This window comes from Pseudomonas zanjanensis, assembly GCF_014268745.2.
GTDB lineage: Bacteria > Pseudomonadota > Gammaproteobacteria > Pseudomonadales > Pseudomonadaceae > Aquipseudomonas > Aquipseudomonas zanjanensis.
In genome coordinates this window covers 3,332,149-3,353,223 of record NZ_JABWRB020000001.1, presented here as the reverse complement: position 1 = coordinate 3,353,223, position 21,075 = coordinate 3,332,149, and the positions used below count along the sequence as shown (strand labels likewise).

The following is a 21,075-nucleotide window of genomic DNA, read 5'->3' as shown; positions in this document are numbered from 1 at the left end:
TTCAAGACCCGCTTCTGTGGCGAGGGAGCTTGCTCCCGCTGGGCGGCGAAGCCGCCCCAAAGAAACTTGCAGTAGTCCAGACAGACCGCATCAGCCGGTTTACGACTGCTGCGCAGCCGAGCGGGAGCAAGCTCCCTCGCCACGGGTTTCTTCCTTTCTGACACTTGTTCCCAAGCGCTAATTTTTCCGGTTTGCATTCGTTTCATAGGGACGACTTGCCTTTGTGCCTTGTGCCCACTGATTCCGGATACCCCAGAAATGAATGCTGAAGACGCCTTGAAACTTGCTCGCCGGTTTATCGGGTTGCCCTTGGAAAAGCGCCGGATGTTCCTGGCCGCGTTGGCCAAGGAGGGCGTGGAGTTCAGCGGGTTTCCCATTCCCCAGGGCGTCGAGGCCGAGGACCGCCAGGCGTTGTCCTATGCCCAGCAGCGCATGTGGTTTCTCTGGCAACTGGAGCCGGACAGCGGCGCCTACAACCTGCCCGGGGCGGTGCGGCTCAAGGGCGCGTTGAGCCTGCCTGCGCTGGAGCAAGCCTTCGCCAGCCTGGTGGCCCGTCATGAAACCCTGCGCACGGTGTTCCAGCGCCAGGCCGACGACAGCCTCCTGCAAGTGCCCTCCAGCGCCGCACTGGTGATCGGGCACAAGGACTTCAGCGCCTTGCCGGTTGCCGAGCGCGAGCAGGCGGTGCGCCAGGCCGCCGAAGCCCAATCGCTGCAGCCCTTCGACCTGTCCAGCGGCCCGTTGCTGCGGATCGAACTGCTCAAGCTCGATGATCAAGAGCACGTGCTGCTGCTGACCTTGCATCACATCGTCTCGGACGGCTGGTCGATGAACGTGCTGATCGACGAATTCATTCGCTGCTATGACGCCCATGAGGCGGGGGTGGAACCACAACTGGCCGACTTGCCGATCCAGTACAGCGACTATGCCTTGTGGCAGCGCCGCTGGCTGGAAGCCGGCGAGCTGCAACGTCAACTCGATTACTGGCAAGCGCAACTGGGCGACGAACATCCGGTGCTGGAGCTTCCTATCGATTATCCACGCCCGGTGCTGCCGAGTTATCGCGGTCGTCGCCTGGAACAGGTGGTGGACGCGGCGCTGGTCGAGCAACTGCGCGGCGTTGCCCGCCAGCATGGGGTCACGTTATTCATGCTGCTACTGGGGACGTTCAATGTCCTGCTGCACCGCTACACCGGGCAAGACGACTTGCGCGTCGGCGTCCCGATCGCCAACCGCAACCGCCGGGAAATCGAAGGGCTGATTGGTTTCTTCGTCAACACCCAGGTATTGCGGGTGCAACTGGATGGCCGGACGCGCCTCGGCGACCTGTTGCATGACATCAAGGAAACCGCCCTCGGCGCCCAGGCCCACCAGGATCTGCCCTTCGAACGGCTGGTCGAGGCGCTGAAACTTGAGCGCAGCCTCAGCTACAACCCGTTGTTCCAGGTGATGTACAACCACCAGCCGGAAGTGGCCGACGTCACCACGCTGAAAGTCGGCAGCGGTCTGGAGCTGGGGGTCATCGAATGGGAAAGCCGCAGCACCCAGTTCGACTTGAGCCTGGACACCTACGAAAAGGGCGGACAGTTGCATGCGGCGTTCACCTACGCCAGTGACTTGTTCAACCCCGACACCATCGAGCGTATGGCGCGGCATTGGACGCTGCTGTTGCGCAACATCGTCAACGACCCGCAGCAGCGCGTCGGCGAGCTTGCTTTGTTGGCGCCGGCCGAATATCGGCAGTTAGTCATGGATTGGGGGCGTCACGACGCGACCTGGCCGAGTGATCGCCCGGTGCATGAGCTGTTCGAGGTGCAAGCTGAACGCAGCCCGGATGCCGTCGCCTTGATCTGCGATGGACAACGATTGAGCTATGGCGAGCTCAACGCCCGCTCCAACTGCCTGGGGCGCACGTTGGTGGCGGCGGGCGTCGGTCCGGACGTGCTGGTGGGCATCGCCGTCGACCGGAGCCCGGACCTGGTGGTGGCCATTCTCGCCGTGCTCAAGGCCGGTGGTGCCTACGTGCCGCTGGACCCCCAATACCCGGTCGATCGCCTGCGCTTCATGATCGAAGACAGCGCCAGCCGTTTGCTCTTGAGCCAAAGCCATTTGCTTGAACGGCTGCCGGTGCCCGACGGCGTGCGTTGCCTGTGCCTGGATCAGGCCGAGTCCTGGGTAAACGCTGAACCCGGCAATCTGCAACGCAAGGTGTGGGTCGATAGCCTGGCCTACGTCATGTTCACGTCCGGCTCGACGGGGCGCCCGAAAGGTGTCGGTATCAGCCACGGCGCGCTGAGCAAGCATGGGTTCGCCTCGCAGCACTATTACGGCTTGAGCAGCGCTGATTGTGTGCTGCAATTCGCGACCTTCAACTTTGATGCTTTTGGCGAGCAGCTGTTCGGTCCGCTGACCTGCGGCGCCTCGGTGGTGTTGCGCGGCAACGAGGTGTGGGACAGCGAAACCCTGTACCGCCAGATCGTCGAGCAGGGCATCACGGTCATGGACTTGACCACTGCCTACTGGAACATGATCGCCAAGGAATTTGCCGCTGTCGGTCCGCGTGACTATGCGGCGCTGCGCCAGGTCCACAGTGGCGGTGAAGCCATGCCGCCCGAAGGCGTACAGGCCTGGCGCCGGGCCGGGCTGGAGCAGGTCAAGCTGCTCAACACCTACGGTCCGACCGAGGCCACGGTCACGGCCACCACGCTGGATTGCAGCGATTACGTCTTCAATCGTCGGCCGCTGCCGCTGACCTTGCCCATTGGTCAACCGCTTCCTGGCCGGCATACCTATCTGCTGGACGCGCATCTGGCGCCCACGCCGGTTGGGGTAACCGGCGAGCTGCTGATTGGCGGCGAGTTGCTGGCGCGTGGTTACTTCCAGCGTCCGGCCTTGACCGCTGAACGTTTCATTCCCGATCCGTTTTCCACCACGGGTGCGCGCCTGTATCGCACCGGCGACTTGGCGCGCTTCAATGCCTTGGGCCAAATCGAATACGTGGGCCGCGTAGATCATCAAGTGAAGATCCGCGGCTTGCGCATCGAACTGGGCGAAATCGAAGCGCGCCTGCTGGAACTGGAGGCGGTCAGCGACGCCGTCGTACTGGCGGTGCAAGGTGGCAGCAGCCTGCAACTGGTGGGTTACGTGGTGCCCAAGGATGCAACGCTGGTGTCGGCCTCGGCGGATGAACAGGGCGCTGCGCGGGAATCCCTCAAGGCGCAACTCAAGGACTGCGTGCCAGACTACATGGTCCCGACCCAATGGTTGTTCCTTGGGCAATTGCCGCTGAGTCCCAACGGGAAGCTCGACCGCAAGGCCCTGCCTTCAGCCGATGCCAGCCAACTGCAACAGGCCTTTATCGCCCCTCGCAGCGAACTGGAGCGAGGCATCGCGGCGATCTGGCAGGACGTGCTCAAGCTTGAACAGGTCGGCTTGACCGACAACTTCTTCGAGCTGGGCGGTGACTCGATCATCTCGATCCAGGTGGTCAGCCGCTCGCGGCAGGCCGGGATCCATTTCACCCCCCGTGACCTGTTCCAGCATCAAACCGTGCAAGGCCTGGCGAGCGTCGCGCAACAAGGCGGCAGCGAGCTGCAGATCGATCAGGGACCGGCCAGTGGCGAACAGCCGTTGCTGCCCATCCAGCAGATGTTTTTCGAGGAGGCGATTGCCCAGCGCCACCACTGGAACCAGGCCGTCTTGTTGCGCAGCCATCTACCCTTGCAGGCACCCGCGCTGCTGCAGGCGCTCAACGCCGTGTTGGCGCATCACGATGCCTTGCGTTCGCGCTTCGTCGAAACCCCGGCGGGCTGGCGGGCCGAGGTGGCGCCGATCGTGGTCGATCCTGAGGTGTTGTGGACGGCGGACAACCTGACCGCCGCTGAGCTGCAAGACTTCTGTGCCAAGGCCCAGTGCAGCCTCGGCCTGCACAACGGCCCGTTGCTGCGTGCGGTGCTGGCGAGCATGGCCGATGGCAGCCAGCGTCTGTTATTGGCCGTGCACCACCTGGCCGTGGACGGTGTGTCGTGGCGCATCCTGTTGGAAGACCTGCAACGGGCTTATCAACAGGCCAGCGTCGGCGCCGCCGTCAAGCTGCCGGCCAAGACCAGCGCCTATAAAGCCTGGGGTGAGCATTTGCAGGCCTACGCCACGACCGAAAACGTTCAGTCCGAGCTGACGTTCTGGCAGCAACAACTGCAAGGCGCTGTCGTGGATCTGCCATGGGATAACCCCCAAGGCAGCCGACAAAGCCGTTACGCCAAAGTGCTGCACAGCCGTCTCGACAAAACCCTCACTCAGCAACTGCTGCAACAGGCGCCCGCGGCGTATCGCACCCAGGTCAACGATCTGTTGCTAACCGCCCTGGCGCGGGTGATCTGTCGCTGGACCGGCCACGTCGACACCTTGATCCAACTGGAAGGCCATGGCCGCGAAGAGTTGTTCAGTGGCGTCGACCTGACTCGTACGGTCGGCTGGTTTACCAGCCTGTTCCCTGTGCGCCTCACACCGGCGGATGGCGTGGCCGCCACGATCAAGCAGATCAAGGAGCAACTGCGGGCGATCCCGAACAAGGGCATCGGTTTCGGCGTGCTGCGCTACCTGGGCGACGAGGCGGCGCAAGCCTGTCTCAAGGCCTTGCCATTGCCGTGCATCACCTTCAATTACCTCGGCCAGTTCGACGGCAGTTTCGATGCCCGGGAGGGGGCGCTGTTCAGCCCGGCGGGGGAAAGCGCCGGGCGCGAGCAGAGCCTTGATGCGCCCCTGGACAACTGGTTGGGTGTCGAAGGCCAGGTCTATGACGGCGAGCTCGACTTGCGTTGGACGTTCAGCCATGAGCAATTCGACGAGGCGACCATCGCCCGCCTGGCCGATGACTATACCCGCGAGCTGGAAGCGCTGATTGGCCATTGCTGCCAGGCCGATGCCATGGGCACCACGCCGTCGGATTTCCCGCTGGCGCGCATCACCCAGGCGCAGTTGGACGCGATCCCAGTGCCGGCGACCGCTATCGAAGACATTTATCCACTGTCGCCAATGCAGCAAGGCATGCTGTTTCACACCCTGTACGAGCAGGGCACCGGGACCTACATCAACCAGTTGTGCGTGGATGTCGATGGCCTGGACCCCGAGCGTTTCCGCGCGGCGTGGCAGGCGACAATGGATGCCCACGAAATCCTGCGCAGCGGTTTCATCTGGCAGGGCGAGTTGCAGCAACAGCTGCAGATCATCCACCGCCGCCTGGCGCTGCCCTACACACTGCTCGATTGGCGTCAACGCCGTGACGTCGACCAGGCTCTCAAGGATTTCATTGCCGCTGATCTGGCCATGGGCTTCGACCTGACCCAGGCTGGGCTGCTGCGGGTCACGCTGATTCAACTGAGCGATGAGCGTCATCATCTGATCTTCACTAACCACCATATTTTGATGGATGGCTGGAGCAGCGCGCAGATGCTCGGTGAAGTGCTGCAACGCTATGCCGGTCAACAGCCGCCGCGGCCGGTCAGCCGCTATGCCGATTACATCCAGTGGTTGCAGCGCCAGGACGCCGCCCTCAGCGAAGCGTTCTGGCTGGCGCAACTGGCCGATCTCCAGGAGCCGACGGTATTGGCGAACGCTGCGGCGGCGGGTGGCGAGGTGCGCCGCGAAAGCGGTCACGCCCTCAGGCATTACCAACTGGATGCGTCGGGTACGGGCCGTCTCAACGCCTTCGCCCGTCAGCAGAAAGTCACCGTCAACACCCTGGTGCAAGCGGCGTGGCTGTTGCTGTTGCAGCGCTATACCGGCAGCGACTGCGTGGCGTTCGGCACCACCGTGGCCGGGCGGCCCGCAGAGCTGGTTGGCATCGAGCAACAGGTCGGCCTGTTCATCAACACCTTGCCAGTGATCGCGGGCTCGCGTCCGGACCAGACCGTCGCGGCCTGGCTGGCCGCCGTACAGGCCCGGAACCTGAGCCTGCGTGAGTTCGAGCACACGCCACTGGCGAGCGTCCAGCGCTGGGCCGGGCAGGGCGGGGGCGCGCTGTTCGACAGCCTGCTGGTGTTCGAAAACTTCCCGATTTCCGCGGCGTTGCAACACGGCACCGCCCAAGGCGTGGTGTTCGGCGAAGTCGCCAACCAGGATCAGACCCACTACCCGCTGACCCTGGGCGTGACCCTGGGTGAGACGCTGGCCCTGCACATGAGTTTCGACCAGGCGCATTTCAGCGTTGCAACCATTGAGCGCTTGAGTGCGCAGTTGCTGCTCCTGCTGGAGCGGTTTGCCGAATCCGCCGAGCGTCGCCTCGGCGAGATCGCCCTGGCCAATGACGAGGAGCACAGCGGGCAACAGGCCGCCAATCATCCGCAGCCGTACCCGACCGACATCCCCGTACATCAACGCATTGCCGATCTGGCGGCGCACAAGCCCCACGCCACGGCAGTGATCTTCGACGGCCAGCGTTTCAGCTATGGCGACATCGACCGTCGCGCCAACCGCCTGGCCCACCAGCTCATCGAACTGGGCGTGGGGCCGGAAACCCGCGTTGGCGTGGCCCTGCCGCGCAGCGAAGGGGTGATCGTCGCGCTGCTGGCGGTGCTTAAGGCCGGCGGCGCCTATGTGCCGCTGGACACCAGCTACCCACGGGAACGCCTGGCGTACCTGATCGAGGATTCCGGGCTGGCGCTGTTGCTCACCGACTCCCGGGTGTCGGCGCAATTACCGCTGGAGGGTGCCGACCAGGTGCTGGAGCTCGATCGCCTGGACCTGAGCCAGCAACCGAGCAACGCCCCAGCCGTGTGTATCGATCCGCAGAACCTGGCCTACGTCATCTACACCTCCGGCTCCACCGGCAACCCCAAAGGCGTGAGCGTGGCCCACGGTCCGCTGGCGATGCACTGCCAGGCCATCGGCGAGCGCTACGAGATGCGCGACAGTGATTGCGAATTCCATTTCATGTCCTTCGCCTTCGACGGTGCCCATGAGCGCTGGCTCACCAGCCTGACCCACGGCGCCTCGCTGCTGATTCGCGATGACAGCCTGTGGACCCCGGAACAGACCTACAACGCCATGGGCGAGCACGGCGTGACGGTGGTGGCGTTCCCGCCGGTGTACCTGCAGCAGCTGGCCGAACACGCCGAACGCGAGGGCAACCCGCCGAAGGTGCGCATCTACTGCTTCGGCGGCGATGCGGTGCCCAACGCCAGCTTCGAACGGGTCAAGCGTGCCCTCGACCCGGACTACATCATCAACGGCTACGGCCCGACCGAAACCGTGGTCACCCCGCTGATCTGGAAGGCCGGCCGCGATGTAGCGTGCGGCGCCGCCTATGCGCCCATCGGCAGCCGCATCGGTGACCGCAGCGCCTACGTGCTCGACGCCGACTTGAACCTGCTGCCCCTAGGCATGGCGGGTGAACTGTACCTGGGCGGCAGCGGCCTGGCGCGGGGTTACCTGAACCGTCCGGGCCTGACCGCCGAGCGATTTGTCGCCGACCCGTTCAGTCGCAGCGGAGGCTTGCTCTACCGCACCGGCGACCTGGTGCGCCAACGCGCCGATGGCACTTTTGATTACCTGGACCGTATCGACAATCAAGTGAAGATCCGTGGCTTCCGCATCGAGCTGGGGGAAGTCGAAGCCAGCCTGCAAGCCCTTGAAGGCGTGCGCGAAGCGGTTGTCGTGGCGCAGGAAGGTGCTGCTGGCAGCGGCAAGCGCCTGGTCGCCTATGTGGTGGCCAATGAAGCCGTGCAAAAGGATTTCGCCGAGCACCTGCGCGAACAACTCAAGACGACATTGCCGGCGCACATGGTACCGGCCTATCTGCTGCTGCTCGATCGCCTGCCGCTGACCCCCAACGGCAAGCTCGACCGCAAGAACCTGCCCAAGCCCGACGTCAGCCAATTGCAGCAAACCTACGTGGCCCCGCGCAGCGCGCTGGAGCAGCAACTGGTGTCGATCTGGCAGGACGTGCTCAAACTTGAACGCGTGGGCCTGCGGGACAACTTCTTCGAACTGGGCGGCGATTCCATCGTCTCGATCCAGGTGGTCAGCCGCGCGCGGCTGGTCGGTATCCACTTCACGCCGAAGGATCTGTTCCAGCACCAGACCATCGAGGCGCTGGCCGCCGTGGCACAGACGGGCGCGCGACTGCAATTGATCGACCAGCAACCCGCGACCGGCGAAACCGCACTGCTGCCGATTCATCAATGGTTCTTCGCCCAGCCGATCCCCGACCGCCATCACTGGAACCAGTCGGTGATGCTCAAGCCGACCCAGGCCCTCGATCCCCAGGCATTGGAGCGGGCTTTGGGTGCGCTGGTCGTGCACCACGACAGCCTGCGCCTGGACTTCATCGAGCAGGACGAACGCTGGACCGCGCGTTATCGCGATGTCGAGGCGCAGGCCGCCGACACGCTGCTCTGGCAAGCCGATGTCGCCGATCTCGCCGCACTCGAAGTGCTGGGCAACCAGGCCCAGCGCAGCCTGCGACTGGCGGGCGGGCCGCTGATCCGCGCACTGCTGGCGAACCTCGCCGATGGCACCCAGCGGCTGTTGCTGATCGTCCATCACCTGGTGGTGGACGGTGTGTCCTGGCGGATTCTGTTCGAAGACCTGCAAAGCGCTTATCGCCAGGTCCTCACCGACGCGACGGTGCAATTGCCGGCCAAGACCAGCGCGGTCAACGCCTGGACCGCTGCGTTGCAGGACTATGCCGCCAGCGCACCCTTGCAGGCCGAGTTGGGCTTTTGGCAGCGGCAGTTACAGGGCGCCTCGGCGAGCTTGCCGTGGGACAACCCCGAGGGTGGGCAGCAACAGGGGCAAGCCGTGACGATCCGCACGGCACTGGACAAGAACCTCACCCGGCAATTGCTGCAGCAAGCACCGGCGGCCTATCGCACCCAGGTCAACGACCTGCTGCTGACGGCGCTGGCACGGGTGATGGTGCGCTGGACCGGCGATGACAGTGTGTGGGTGCAGCTCGAAGGCCACGGCCGTGAGGATCTGTTCACCGACATTGACCTGAGCCGTACCGTCGGCTGGTTCACCAGCCTGTTCCCGGCCCGATTGACGCCGGTAGCGGATGACATTGGCGCCTCGCTGAAGCAGATCAAGGAACAACTGCGGGTCATCCCCAACAAGGGCGTTGGCTTCGGGGCCTTGGCGCACCTGGGCGATGACGCCGCACGTCAAACCCTGCAAGCCTTGCCGAAACCGCAACTGACCTTCAACTACCTCGGCCAGTTCGACGGCAGTTTCGATGCGGCCGCCGATGCCTTGTTCGTCCCGACCACAGAGCGCGGTGGCGAGGAAGTGAACCTGCACGGTCCCCTGGGCAGCCCGCTAGCCCTCGACGGCCAAGTGTTTGGCGGCGAGCTGGACTTGAGCTGGACCTTCAGCGGCGAGCTGTTCAATACCGCGACCATCCAGCGCCTGGCGGATGACTATCTGCAAGAGCTCACTGCGCTCATCGTCCATTGCTGCGACAGTCACAGCCGGGGCGTGACGCCGTCGGATTTCCCGTTGGCGCGGCTGACCCAGGCGCAACTGGATACGCTGGTCCCAGCCCCCCAAGCCATCGACGACCTCTACCCGTTGTCGCCGATGCAGCAAGGCATGCTGTTCCATTCCTTGCTTGGGCAGGGCAGCGGCGACTACATCAACCAGATGCGCCTCGACGTCGACGGTCTCGATCCGCAGCGTTTTCGCGCCGCCTGGCAAGCGGTGGTCGATGCCCATGACATCCTGCGTACCGGGTTCTTCTGGCAGGGCGACCTGGAGCAGCCAGTGCAAATCGTCCAGCGCCAGGTCGAGGTGCCGTTCCGTGTGCTCGACTGGAACGGGCGGACGGAGATTGAGGGTGCCTTGCAAACCCTCGCCGATGAAGAGCGAGCCCAAGGCGTGGACCTGACCCAGGCGCCGCTGATGCGCCTGGTGCTGGTGCGCACGGCGACTGATCGGCATCACCTGATCTACACCAACCATCACATCCTGATGGATGGCTGGAGCAGCGCGCAGTTGTTCGGCGAAGTGTTGCAGCACTACCGCGGCGACAGCGTGGCCCGCCCGGCTGGCCGTTATCGCGATTACATCGCCTGGCTGCAACGCCAGGACGCGAGCCTCGGCGAAGGGTTCTGGATGCAACAATTGCGCACACTGGATGAACCGGTGCGCCTGGCCCAGGTGTTTGCGCGCCCGGCCCAGGACGTCTCGGCGAACCTGTACGGTCATCATCATGTGCAACTGGATGCGCAGCAGACCCAACGCCTGGCCGAATTCGCCCGCCAATCCAAAGTGACCGTCAATACCCTGGTGCAAGCGGCCTGGCTGTTGCTCTTGCAGCGCTACACCGGCAAAGCCAGCGTGGCGTTCGGCGCGACGGTGGCGGGGCGGCCGGCGGACCTGGTGGGCGTCGAGGGCCAGATCGGCCTGTTCATCAACACCTTGCCGGTCATCGCCAGCCCGCGTCCGGAACAGACGCTGGGCGACTGGCTGCACAGCGTCCAGGCGCAGAACCTGGCCTTGCGCGAGTTCGAGCACACGGCGTTGTTCGACATCCAGCGTTGGGCCGGGCTGGGCGGCGAAGCGTTGTTCGACAACATCCTGGTGTTCGAGAACTACCCGATTTCCGAAGCCCTGGAGCACGGTGCGCCTGACGGCTTGCGTTTCGGTGCCGTGGATAACCTGGAACAGACCCACTACCCGCTGACCCTGCTGGTCAGCCTTGGTGCCGAGCTGGCGGTGCAGTTCAGCTACCAGTGCGCCAGTTTCGCCCCGGCCTCGGTCGAGCAGATCGGTGCGCATCTGCGGCGCTTGCTGCTGCAAATGACCGCCGGCACGCAACGGCCCCTGGGGGAGCTGAGCTTGCTCGACAGCGGTGAAACCCACCAGCAGGTGCAAGGCTGGAACGCCACCGCCGCCGCTTATCCGGATGAGCATTGCGTCCATCGCCTGTTCGAGGCCCAGGCCCGCCGAACGCCGGATGCCACCGCGCTGGTGTTCGCTGAACAGGCGCTGAGCTACGCCGAACTCAACGTCCGGGCCAACCGCCTGGCCCATCGCTTGATCGAGCAAGGCGTCGGGCCCGATCAATTGGTCGGCGTCGCCCTGGAGCGTGGCGTGGAGATGATTGTCGCTTTGCTGGCCATCCTCAAGGCCGGTGGCGCCTACGTGCCGCTTGACCCGCAGTACCCGGCCGACCGGCTGGCGCACATGATCGAAGACAGCGGCATCGAACTGCTGCTGACCCAACGTTCGCAACTCAACCCATTCGCGCCACCCTGTGGGAGCGAGCCTGCTCGCGATGGCGGTGTTTCAGTCAATGGTGATGGTGGGTGTGCCGACGCTATCGCGAGCAGGCTCGCTCCCACAGGAGTTTGCGTTAACACGCTGGTATTGGACCAGGACGGTGACTGGCTCGACGGTTATGCCTACGAGGCGCCGGCGACGCGCCTGGATGCGGAGCACTTGGCCTACGCCATCTACACCTCGGGTTCCACTGGCAAACCCAAGGGCGTGATGGTACGGCATGGGGCGCTGGTGAATTTCGTCGCGAGTATGGTCCGCGAACCGGGTATCGCCGCCAGTGATCGGGTGCTGTCACTGACCACGTTCTCGTTCGACATCTTCGGCCTGGAACTCTATGGCGCGCTGCTGAGCGGTGCCTGCGTGGTGTTGGTGGACAAGCAGAGTGCCCACGACCCCGAGACGTTGCTCAAGACCATCGACCAGCAACAGGTCAGCGTGGTCCAGGCCACGCCATCGACCTGGCGCATGCTGCTCGACCACCCGGCGTCCGCCTTGCTGGCCGGGCGCAAATGCCTGTGCGGTGGCGAGGCGTTGGCCGAGGATCTGGCGGAGCGGTTGCTGGATGTCGCCGGCGAAGTCTGGAACCTGTACGGCCCGACCGAAACCACCATCTGGTCGGCGGTCTACCGCTTGACCGCCGAGCAGCGCCTGCCGTACCTCGGCCGGCCGATTGCCAACACGTCGCTGCATATCGTCGGCGATCACTTCGCGCCGAACCCGGTCGGGCTCATCGGCGAACTGTTGATTGGCGGCGACGGCCTGGCCCGGGGTTACCACGACCGTGCGGCGCTCACCGCCGAGCGCTTCCTGCCGGACCCGTTCGGCAACGGCGCACGGGTGTACCGCACCGGTGACCTGGCGCGCCAGCGGGGCGACGGCGTGATCGAGTACATCGGCCGGGTCGATCATCAGGTGAAGATCCGCGGTTTCCGCATCGAACTGGGGGAAATCGAAGCCTGCCTGCTGGCCCAGGCGTCGATCCGCGAAGCGGTGGTGGTGCCGCAACAAGGGCCGGGCGGCCTGCAGTTGGTGGCATACCTGATCGCCGCGCATCCAGAAACGGCGGAACCGGCGGCCCTGCGCGACGCCCTCAAGGCCCAGCTCGCGCCTTTACTGCCCGACTACATGATGCCGGCGCACTGGCTGTTGCTCGAACGCTTCCCGCTGACCCCCAACGGCAAGCTCGACCGCAAGGCTTTGCCGCTGCCGGACGCCCAGCAACTGCTGCGTGCCTACGTGGCGCCCGAGGGCGCGCTGGAGCAGGGCATCGCCGCCATCTGGCAAGACGTGCTCAAGCTCGAGCGAGTAGGGCGCGACGACAACTTCTTTGAACTGGGTGGGCATTCCCTGCTGGCGACGCAAGCGACGGCGCGCCTGCAAATGCAGCAAGGCGCCGCGGTGCCCCTGGACTTGCTGTTCAGCACCCCATCCCTGGCCGACTACGCCGCGCAACTGGCGGCCCATCTGAGCCCTCACTCCAGCGACGACCTGAGTGAGATGCATGATTTCCTGGCAGACCTGGAGACCCTTTGAATGACTCAGCTCGATAACCTGTCTCTGGTTCAGCGATTCATCCGTTTACCGCTCGCCCAACGGCAAGCGTTCCTGCACAAGCTGCACAGCAAGCACATGAGCCTGGCGGCGTTGCCGATCCCGGCGATGCGCGACGAGTTCGCGACGCTCGACCTGTCCTATGCCCAGGAACGCCAGTGGTTCCTCTGGCAACTGGACCGCCACAGCGCGGCCTACCACGTGCCCACGGCGCTGCGCCTGCGCGGCGCCCTCGACCTGTCGGCGCTGCAATGCAGTTTCGACGCCTTGCTGGCCCGTCACGACGTGCTGCGTACGGTCTTCATCGACAGCACGGAGGGCCCCCAACAAGTGGTGCAGGCCCACTTGAGCCTGGCGATCGAACCCCAGGTGGTGTCGGGGCCGGCGGATGAGGCTGCGCTCAAGGCCCTGATCGATGATGAAATCGCTGGATTGTTCGACCTGCAACAGGGGCCGCTGCTGCGGATCAAGCTGCTGCAACTCGCCGCGGACGATCATGTGCTGGTGCTGACCCAGCACCACATCATTTGCGACGGTGCGTCGACGCAGATCATGGTCAATGACCTGGTCCAGCTCTACGCCGCTCACCGCAGCGGCCAAGCGCCGAGCCTGGCGCCTTTGCCGATCCAATACGCCGACTATGCGATCTGGCAGCGCAAATGGATGGAGGCCGGCGAGCTGGAGCGGCAACTGGCCTATTGGACCGAACGACTGGGGGACGGCGGCGAAGTCCTGCCGTTGCCAACGGATCGCCCGCGCCCGGCGGTGCAGAGCCATCGCGGCGCACGCCTGGACCTGACCGTTGACGCCGGGCTGACCCAAGGCCTGAAGCAATTGGCCCAGCGCGAAGCCTCGACGCTGTTCATGGTCTTGCTGGCGTCGTTCCAGGCCTTGTTGCACCGCTATAGCGGCCAATCGGACATCCGTGTCGGCGTACCGGTGGCCAACCGTAATCGCCCGGAAACCGAAGGCCTGATCGGATTTTTCGTCAACACCCAAGTGCTTAATGCCCAGGTGCGCGGCGACCTGCCTTTCGACCAATTGCTGGCGCAGGTCAAACAGGCTTCGCTGGGCGCGCAGGCCCATCAAGACCTGCCGTTCGAGCAGTTGGTGCAGGCACTGGCACCCCAGCGGCAGGCGAGCCACAGCCCGCTGTTCCAGGTGATGTTCAACCACCAGAGCGGCGGCGCGGCCCAGGCCCTGCAACTGCCGGGGCTGCAGGTCGAGAGCCTCGACTGGAGTTCCCACACCGCCCAGTTCGACTTGACCCTCGATACTCACGAAACCCACGGTGAACTGGGCGCATCCCTGAGCTACGCCACTGACCTGTTCGACACCAGCACCGTGCAGCGCCTCGCGGAACACTGGCTGAACCTGTTGCATGGCATCGTTGCCAATCCCGGCCAACGCATCGGTGAATTGCCGTTGCTGACGGCCACCGAGCACCAGCAACACATCGCCCAATGGAACCCGGCGCCACGCAGCTTCCCGGGCGAGGCCTGCCTGCATCAGCGCATCGCCGAACAGGCGCGCTTGCGTCCCGACGCCATCGCGTTGCGTTTCAACACCCAAACCCTGACCTACGGTGAACTCAACGCCCAGGCCAACCGCCGCGCCCATCAGTTGATCGCCCACGGCGTCGGCCCGGATGTACGGGTGGGATTGGCCGCCGAGCGGGGCTTCGACATGCTGGTGGGCCTGCTGGCGATCCTCAAGGCCGGCGGCGCCTACGTGCCGCTGGACCCGACGTATCCCCAGGATCGTCTGGCCTACATGATGCAGGACAGCGGCATTCGCTTGCTGCTGACTCAAGCGGCCCTGGTCGATCAATTACCGGTGCCGGAGGGCATGCAGACGCTGCTGCTGCTGGACGCCGATGTCAGCACGTTTGCCGACAGCGATCCGCAGGTGGCAATGGACGCCGCGAACCTCGCCTACGTGATCTACACCTCCGGCTCCACCGGTAACCCAAAAGGCACCTTGCTGCCGCACCACAACGTGTTGCGCCTGTTCGAGGCTACCGAGCCCTGGTTCAACTTCGGCGCGCAGGATGTCTGGAGCCTGTTCCATTCCTACGCGTTCGACTTCTCGGTCTGGGAAATCTTTGGCGCATTGCTGCACGGTGGCGAGCTGTTGATCGTGCCGTATGACGTCAGCCGCTCACCGCAGCAGTTCCATGAACTGCTCTGCGACGCCGGGGTGACGGTGCTCAACCAGACACCGTCGGCGTTCAAGCAATTGATGCACGAAGCCTGCGCCGATGACCGGGCCAACGCCTTGCGTTACGTGGTGTTTGGCGGCGAGGCGCTGGACGTCAAGTCCCTGCGCCCTTGGTTCGAGCGCTTTGGCGATGCCGCGCCGCAGTTGATCAACATGTACGGGATCACCGAAACCACCGTGCACGTGACCTACCGTCCGCTATCAGTGGCGGACCTGGAACAGGATGCCAGCAGCCCCATCGGCGAACCGATTGCCGACCTGTCGTGGTACTTGCTGGACGGCGACCTCAATCCGGTGCCGAAAGGCTGCGTCGGTGAACTGTACGTGGGTCGCGCCGGCCTGGCCCGGGGCTACTTGAATCGTGGCGACCTTACCGCGTTGCGGTTCATCCCCGACCCGTTCGGCGAAAGCGGCGCACGGCTGTACCGCACCGGCGACCTGGCGCAGTACCGCAGCGACGGCGTGATCGAGTACGTCGGTCGCATCGACCACCAAGTGAAAATTCGCGGTTTCCGCATCGAACTGGGCGAGATCGAAGCGCGCCTGAACGCCCTGGATTCAGTGCGCGAAGCGTTGGTGTTGGCCCAGGAAGGGCCGAGCGGCCAGCAACTGGTGGGCTACGTGATCCCGACGCACATCGGCGAGGCCCCAGCCGGCCTGCGCGATGAGATCAAGACCCAGCTCAAGGCCGAGCTGCCGGACTACATGGTGCCGACGCACCTGTTGTTCCTCGAACAATGGCCGTTGACCGCCAACGGCAAGCTCGACCGCAAGGCCTTGCCCACCGCCGACGCCAGCCAGGTCCAGCAGGACTATGTGGCGCCGCGAAGTGAACTGGAACAACAGATCGCGGCGATCTGGCAAGACGTGCTCAAGGTCGAGCGGGTCGGCTTGAGCGATAACTTTTTCGAACTGGGCGGCCATTCGCTGCTGGCGACGCAGATGGTGTCGCGCATTCGCCAGGCCCTCGGCCTGAACCTGCAATTGCGCCAGTTGTTCGAGAACGCCAGCCTTGAGGCTTGTGTGGCGGCGCTGATGGACGGCGACGTGGCACGACCGGCGAGCATCCCGCGTCTTTCCCGGGACCAGGCACCGTTGCCGTTGTCCTACGCCCAGCAACGCCAGTGGTTCCTCTGGCAGATGGAGCCCGACAGCGCGGCGTACCACATTCCGGCGGCGCTGCGGATTCAGGGCGACCTGGACCTGGAGGCTTTGCAACAGAGTTTCGCCGCCTTGGTGCGGCGCCACGAAAGCCTGCGTACCACCTTCGTCCAGGTCGACGAGCAAGCGTTCCAGGTCATTCACCCACAGATGAACCCGGTGGTAATCCCGCAGATGCTCGAGGGCGGCAATGAACAGATCCAGGCCTTCGTCCGCCAGCAGATCGCCCAGCCCTTCGACCTGCAAAACGGCCCGCTGCTGCGGGTCGGCCTGCTGCGGGTGGCGGCCGACGAGCATGTGCTGGTGCTGACCCAGCACCACATCGTCTCCGATGGCTGGTCGATGCAATTGCTGGTGCAAGAACTGATGCAAGGTTATGCCGCGTGCCGCCAGGGTGAGTCCCTGGCATTGGCCGAGCTGCCGATCCAGTACGCTGATTACGCGGTATGGCAACGTCAGTGGATGGACGCCGGCGAGCGGGAACGGCAACTGGCGTATTGGACCGATGTGCTGGGGGGCGAGCAGCCGTTGTTGGCGCTGCCCACCGACCGGCCGCGCCCGACCCGGCAGAGTTTTGCCGGCGCCCGCCTGGCAATCGACTTGCCGCAGGCCTTGGGCCAACAGCTGCGACAGCTGGCCCAGCGCGAAGGCAGCACGCTGTTCATGGTCTTGCTGGCCTCGTTCCAAGCCTTGCTGCACCGCTACAGCGGCCAGCCGGACATTCGTGTCGGCGTGCCCATCGCCAACCGCAACCGGGTGGAAACCGAAGGCCTGATCGGCTTCTTCGTCAACACCCAGGTGCTCAAGGCCGAGGTCGATCCGCAGCAGCGTTTCAGTCAATTGCTGGCGCAGGTCAAACAGGCGGCCATCGGCGCCGAAGCCCATCAGGACCTGCCGTTCGAACAACTGGTCGAAGCCCTGCGGCCTGAACGCAACCTGAGCCACAGCCCGTTGTTCCAGGTGTTGTACAACCACCAGAGCGTGGCTCGCCAGGCACTGCCGGCGCTGCCCGGTCTGGTGATCAAGGCCCAGGAATGGGAAAGCCAGACTGCCCAGTTCGACCTGACCCTCGACACCCTGGAAGCCGAGGGTGAACTCGGTGCGGCGCTGACTTATGCCACTGACCTGTTCGACGCCAGCACCGTGCAGCGCCTGGCCGAACACTGGCTGAACTTGCTGCACGGCATCGTCGCCAATCCCGGCCAACGCATCGGTGAATTGCCGTTGCTGACGGCCACCGAGCACCAGCAACACATCGCCCAATGGAACCCGGCGCCACGCAGCTTCTCGGGCGAGGCCTGCCTGCATCAGCGCATCGCCGAGCAGGCGCGCTTGCGTCCCGACGCCATCGCGTTGCGTTGCAACGCTCAAGCCCTGACCTACGGTGAACTCAACGCCCAGGCCAACCGCCGCGCCCATCAGTTGATCGCCCACGGCGTCGGCCCGGATGTATTGGTGGGATTGGCCGCCGAGCGGGGCTTCGACATGCTGGTGGGCCTGCTGGCGATCCTCAAGGCCGGCGGCGCCTACGTGCCGCTGGACCCGACGTATCCCCAGGATCGTCTGGCCTACATGATGCAGGACAGCGGCATTCAATTGCTGCTGACCCAAGCGGCCCTGGTCGATCAGTTGCCAGTGCCGGAGGCCGTGCAGACGCTGCTGCTGGGCGCTGATGTCAGCGCCTTCGCCGACAGCGATCCACAGGTGGCGATGGACGCCGCGAACCTCGCCTACGTGATCTACACCTCCGGTTCCACCGGTAATCCAAAGGGCACCTTGCTGCCGCACCACAACGTGCTGCGCCTGTTCGAGGCCACCGAGCCCTGGTTCAACTTCGGCGCGCAGGATGTCTGGAGCCTGTTCCATTCCTACGCGTTCGACTTCTCGGTCTGGGAAATCTTTGGCGCGTTGCTGCATGGCGGTGAGTTACTGATCGTGCCGTATGACATCAGCCGTTCACCGCAGCAGTTCCACGAATTGCTCTGCGATGCCGGGGTGACGGTGCTCAACCAGACACCGTCGGCGTTCAAGCAATTGATGCATGAAGCCTGCACTGACTCGCGAAGCAATGCCTTGCGCTACGTGGTGTTCGGCGGCGAGGCGCTGGACATCCAGTCCCTGCGCCCCTGGTTCGAGCGCTTCGGCGATGCCGCGCCGCAACTGATCAACATGTACGGCATCACCGAAACCACCGTGCACGTGACCTACCGTCCGCTGTCGATAGCGGACCTGGAACAGGACGCCAGCAGCCCGATTGGCGAACCGATTGCCGACCTGTCCTGGTACTTGCTGGACGGCGATTTGAACCCGGTACCAAAAGGCTGCATCGGTGAGTTGTACGTCGGTCGCGCCGGCCTGGCCCGGGGCTACTTGAATCGTGGCGACCTCACCGCATTGCGGTTCATCCCCGACCCGTTCGGCGAAAGCGGCGCACGGCTGTACCGCACCGGCGACCTGGCGCAGTACCGCAGCGACGGCGTGATCGAGTACATCGGTCGTATTGACCATCAAGTGAAGATCCGCGGTTTCCGCATCGAACTGGGCGAGATCGAAGCGCGCCTGAACGACCTGGCGTCGGTGCGCGAAGCACTGGTGTTGGCCCAGGAAGGACCGAGCGGCCAGCAACTGGTGGCTTACGTAATCCCGGCGCACATCGTCGAGGATGAAGCTGGCCTGCGCGACCAGATCAAGACCCAGCTCAAGGCCGAGCTGCCAGACTACATGGTGCCGACGCACCTGTTGTTCCTTGAGCAATGGCCGCTGACCGCCAACGGCAAGCTCGACCGCAAGGCCTTGCCCACCGCCGACGCCAGCCAGGTCCAGCAGGATTACGTGGCGCCGCGAAGTGAGCTGGAACAACAGATCGCCGCGATCTGGCAAGACGTGCTCAAGGTCGAGCGGGTCGGCTTGAGCGATAACTTCTTCGAGTTGGGCGGCGACTCGATTGTCTCCATCCAAGTGGTCAGCCGCGCCCGCCAGGCGGGCATTCGCTTTACGCCCAAGGACCTTTTCCAGCACCAGACCGTGCAGGCGCTGGCAAGTGTCGCCCAGGTCGGTGGGGAAGCGTCGGCAATCGATCAGGCGCCGGCTGAAGGATCGACGCCGCTGCTGCCGATTCAACAGGCGTTTTTCGCCGAGGCGATTCCCCAGCGTCACCATTACAACCAGTCGGTGCTGCTGCAACCGGCCAGTGCGCTGCAAGCATCGGTGGTGGAGCAGGCTTTGCAGGCGCTGGTGCTGCACCACGACGCCTTGCGTTTGTCCTTCAATGAAACCGCCGAAGGTTGGCGCGCCGAGCACCGTGAGGTGGCGGCGCAACAGCAAGCTTGGGGGAATGACGGTTTGCTGTGGCAGCGTGACGTGGCCGATGCCAGCGCGCTGGAAACCCTCGCCAACCAGGCCCAGCGCAGCCTCGACCTGCACGCCGGGCCGCTGCTGCGCGGCGTCCTGGCGACCTTGGCCGACGGCAGCCAGCGCCTGTTGCTGGTGGTCCATCACCTGGCGGTGGACGGTGTGTCGTGGCGGATCCTGTTCGACGACCTGCAAACCGCCTACCAGCAGTTGCTCGCCGGCCAAAGGCTGCAACTGCCGGCCAAGACCAGCTCGGTCAAGGTGTTTGCCGAGCAGTTGCAGGCCCACGCCCGCAGCGCGGAACTGCAACAGCAATTGGCCTACTGGCAAGGGCAACTGCACGACGCCCCGACCGACCTGCCGTGCCTCGACCCCGAGGCGATCGGGCAAAACCACGAGGCCGTCACCGTTCATACACGGCTCGACGCGCACTTGACCCGGCAGTTGCTGCAAGAGGCGCCGGCGGCCTATCGCACCCAGGTCAACGACCTGTTGCTCACGGCCCTGGCCCGGGTGATCTGCCGCTGGACCGGTCACGACAGCCTGTTGCTGCAGCTCGAAGGCCATGGCCGCGAAGAGCTGTTCGCCAATGTCGACCTGACCCGCACGGTGGGGTGGTTCACCAGCCTGTTCCCGGTGCGGTTGTCGCCGGCCGTCGAACTGGCGGACTCGATCAAGTCGATCAAGCAAGGGCTGCGGACGATTCCCGACAAAGGTGTGGGGTTCGGTGCGCTGCGTTACCTGGGCGATGACGCCAGCCGGGCGGCCCTGGAAGCACTGCCGGTGCCGCGCATCACGTTCAACTACCTCGGTCAGTTCGACGGCAGTTTCGATCAGGACCAAGGCGCGCTGTTCAGCCCGGCCAGCGAAAGCGCCGGTGACGAGCAAAGCCCGCTGACCACCTTGGGCAACTGGCTGACGCTCAACGGCCAGGTGTTCGAGGGCGCGCTGCGGTTGGGCTGGACGTTCAGCCAGCGACAGTTCGAGCCGGCGACCATCCAGCAATTGGCCGATGACTACGCCAGCGAGCTGGCGCTGTTGATCGCCCATTGCTGCGACCCGACGAACCAGGGCATGACGCCGACGGATTTCCCCCTGGCCGGCCTGACCCAGGCGCAGCTCGATGGCCTGGCGCTGTCGGCGCGCGGCGTGGAAGACCTTTACCCGCTGGCACCGATGCAGCAGGGCATGTTGTTCCACAGCCTCTACGAGGCGGGCAGCGGCCAGTACATCAACCAGATGCGCCTGGACATTGAAGGCCTCGACCCACGGCGTTTCGAGGCCGCCTGGCAAGCGGCGGTCGATGCCCATGACATTCTGCGCAGCAGTTTTATCTGGCAGGGCAGCGAGCGCCCGGTGCAGGTGGTGCACAAGCAGGTGCGCGTGCCATTCACCTCCCTGGACTGGAGCGCCCGTGCCGAAGTCAGTCAGGCCCTGGACGCACTGGCGGATGCCGAACGCGAGCAGGGCTTCGACCTGGCCTGCGCGCCGTTACTGCGCCTGGTGCTGGTG

General features: G+C 64.7%; 2 protein-coding genes (1 of these 2 only partly in view). Both read left to right on the top strand.

The features are described 5' to 3' along the window. Nucleotides 1–258 precede the first annotated feature (258 nt). Nucleotides 259–12,813: a non-ribosomal peptide synthase/polyketide synthase gene (locus HU715_RS14080; protein ID WP_186710379.1), complete on the top strand. Its 12,555-nt coding sequence runs from the start codon at nt 259–261 to the stop codon at nt 12,811–12,813. Continuing rightward, nucleotides 12,814–21,075, top strand: partial view of a non-ribosomal peptide synthase/polyketide synthase gene (locus tag HU715_RS14075; RefSeq protein ID WP_217884315.1) — the 5' portion only. The gene runs 2,829 nt beyond the window's last position; the window shows 8,262 of its 11,091 coding nt (coding positions 1–8,262); it begins with the start codon at nt 12,814–12,816; its stop codon lies beyond the right edge, outside the window.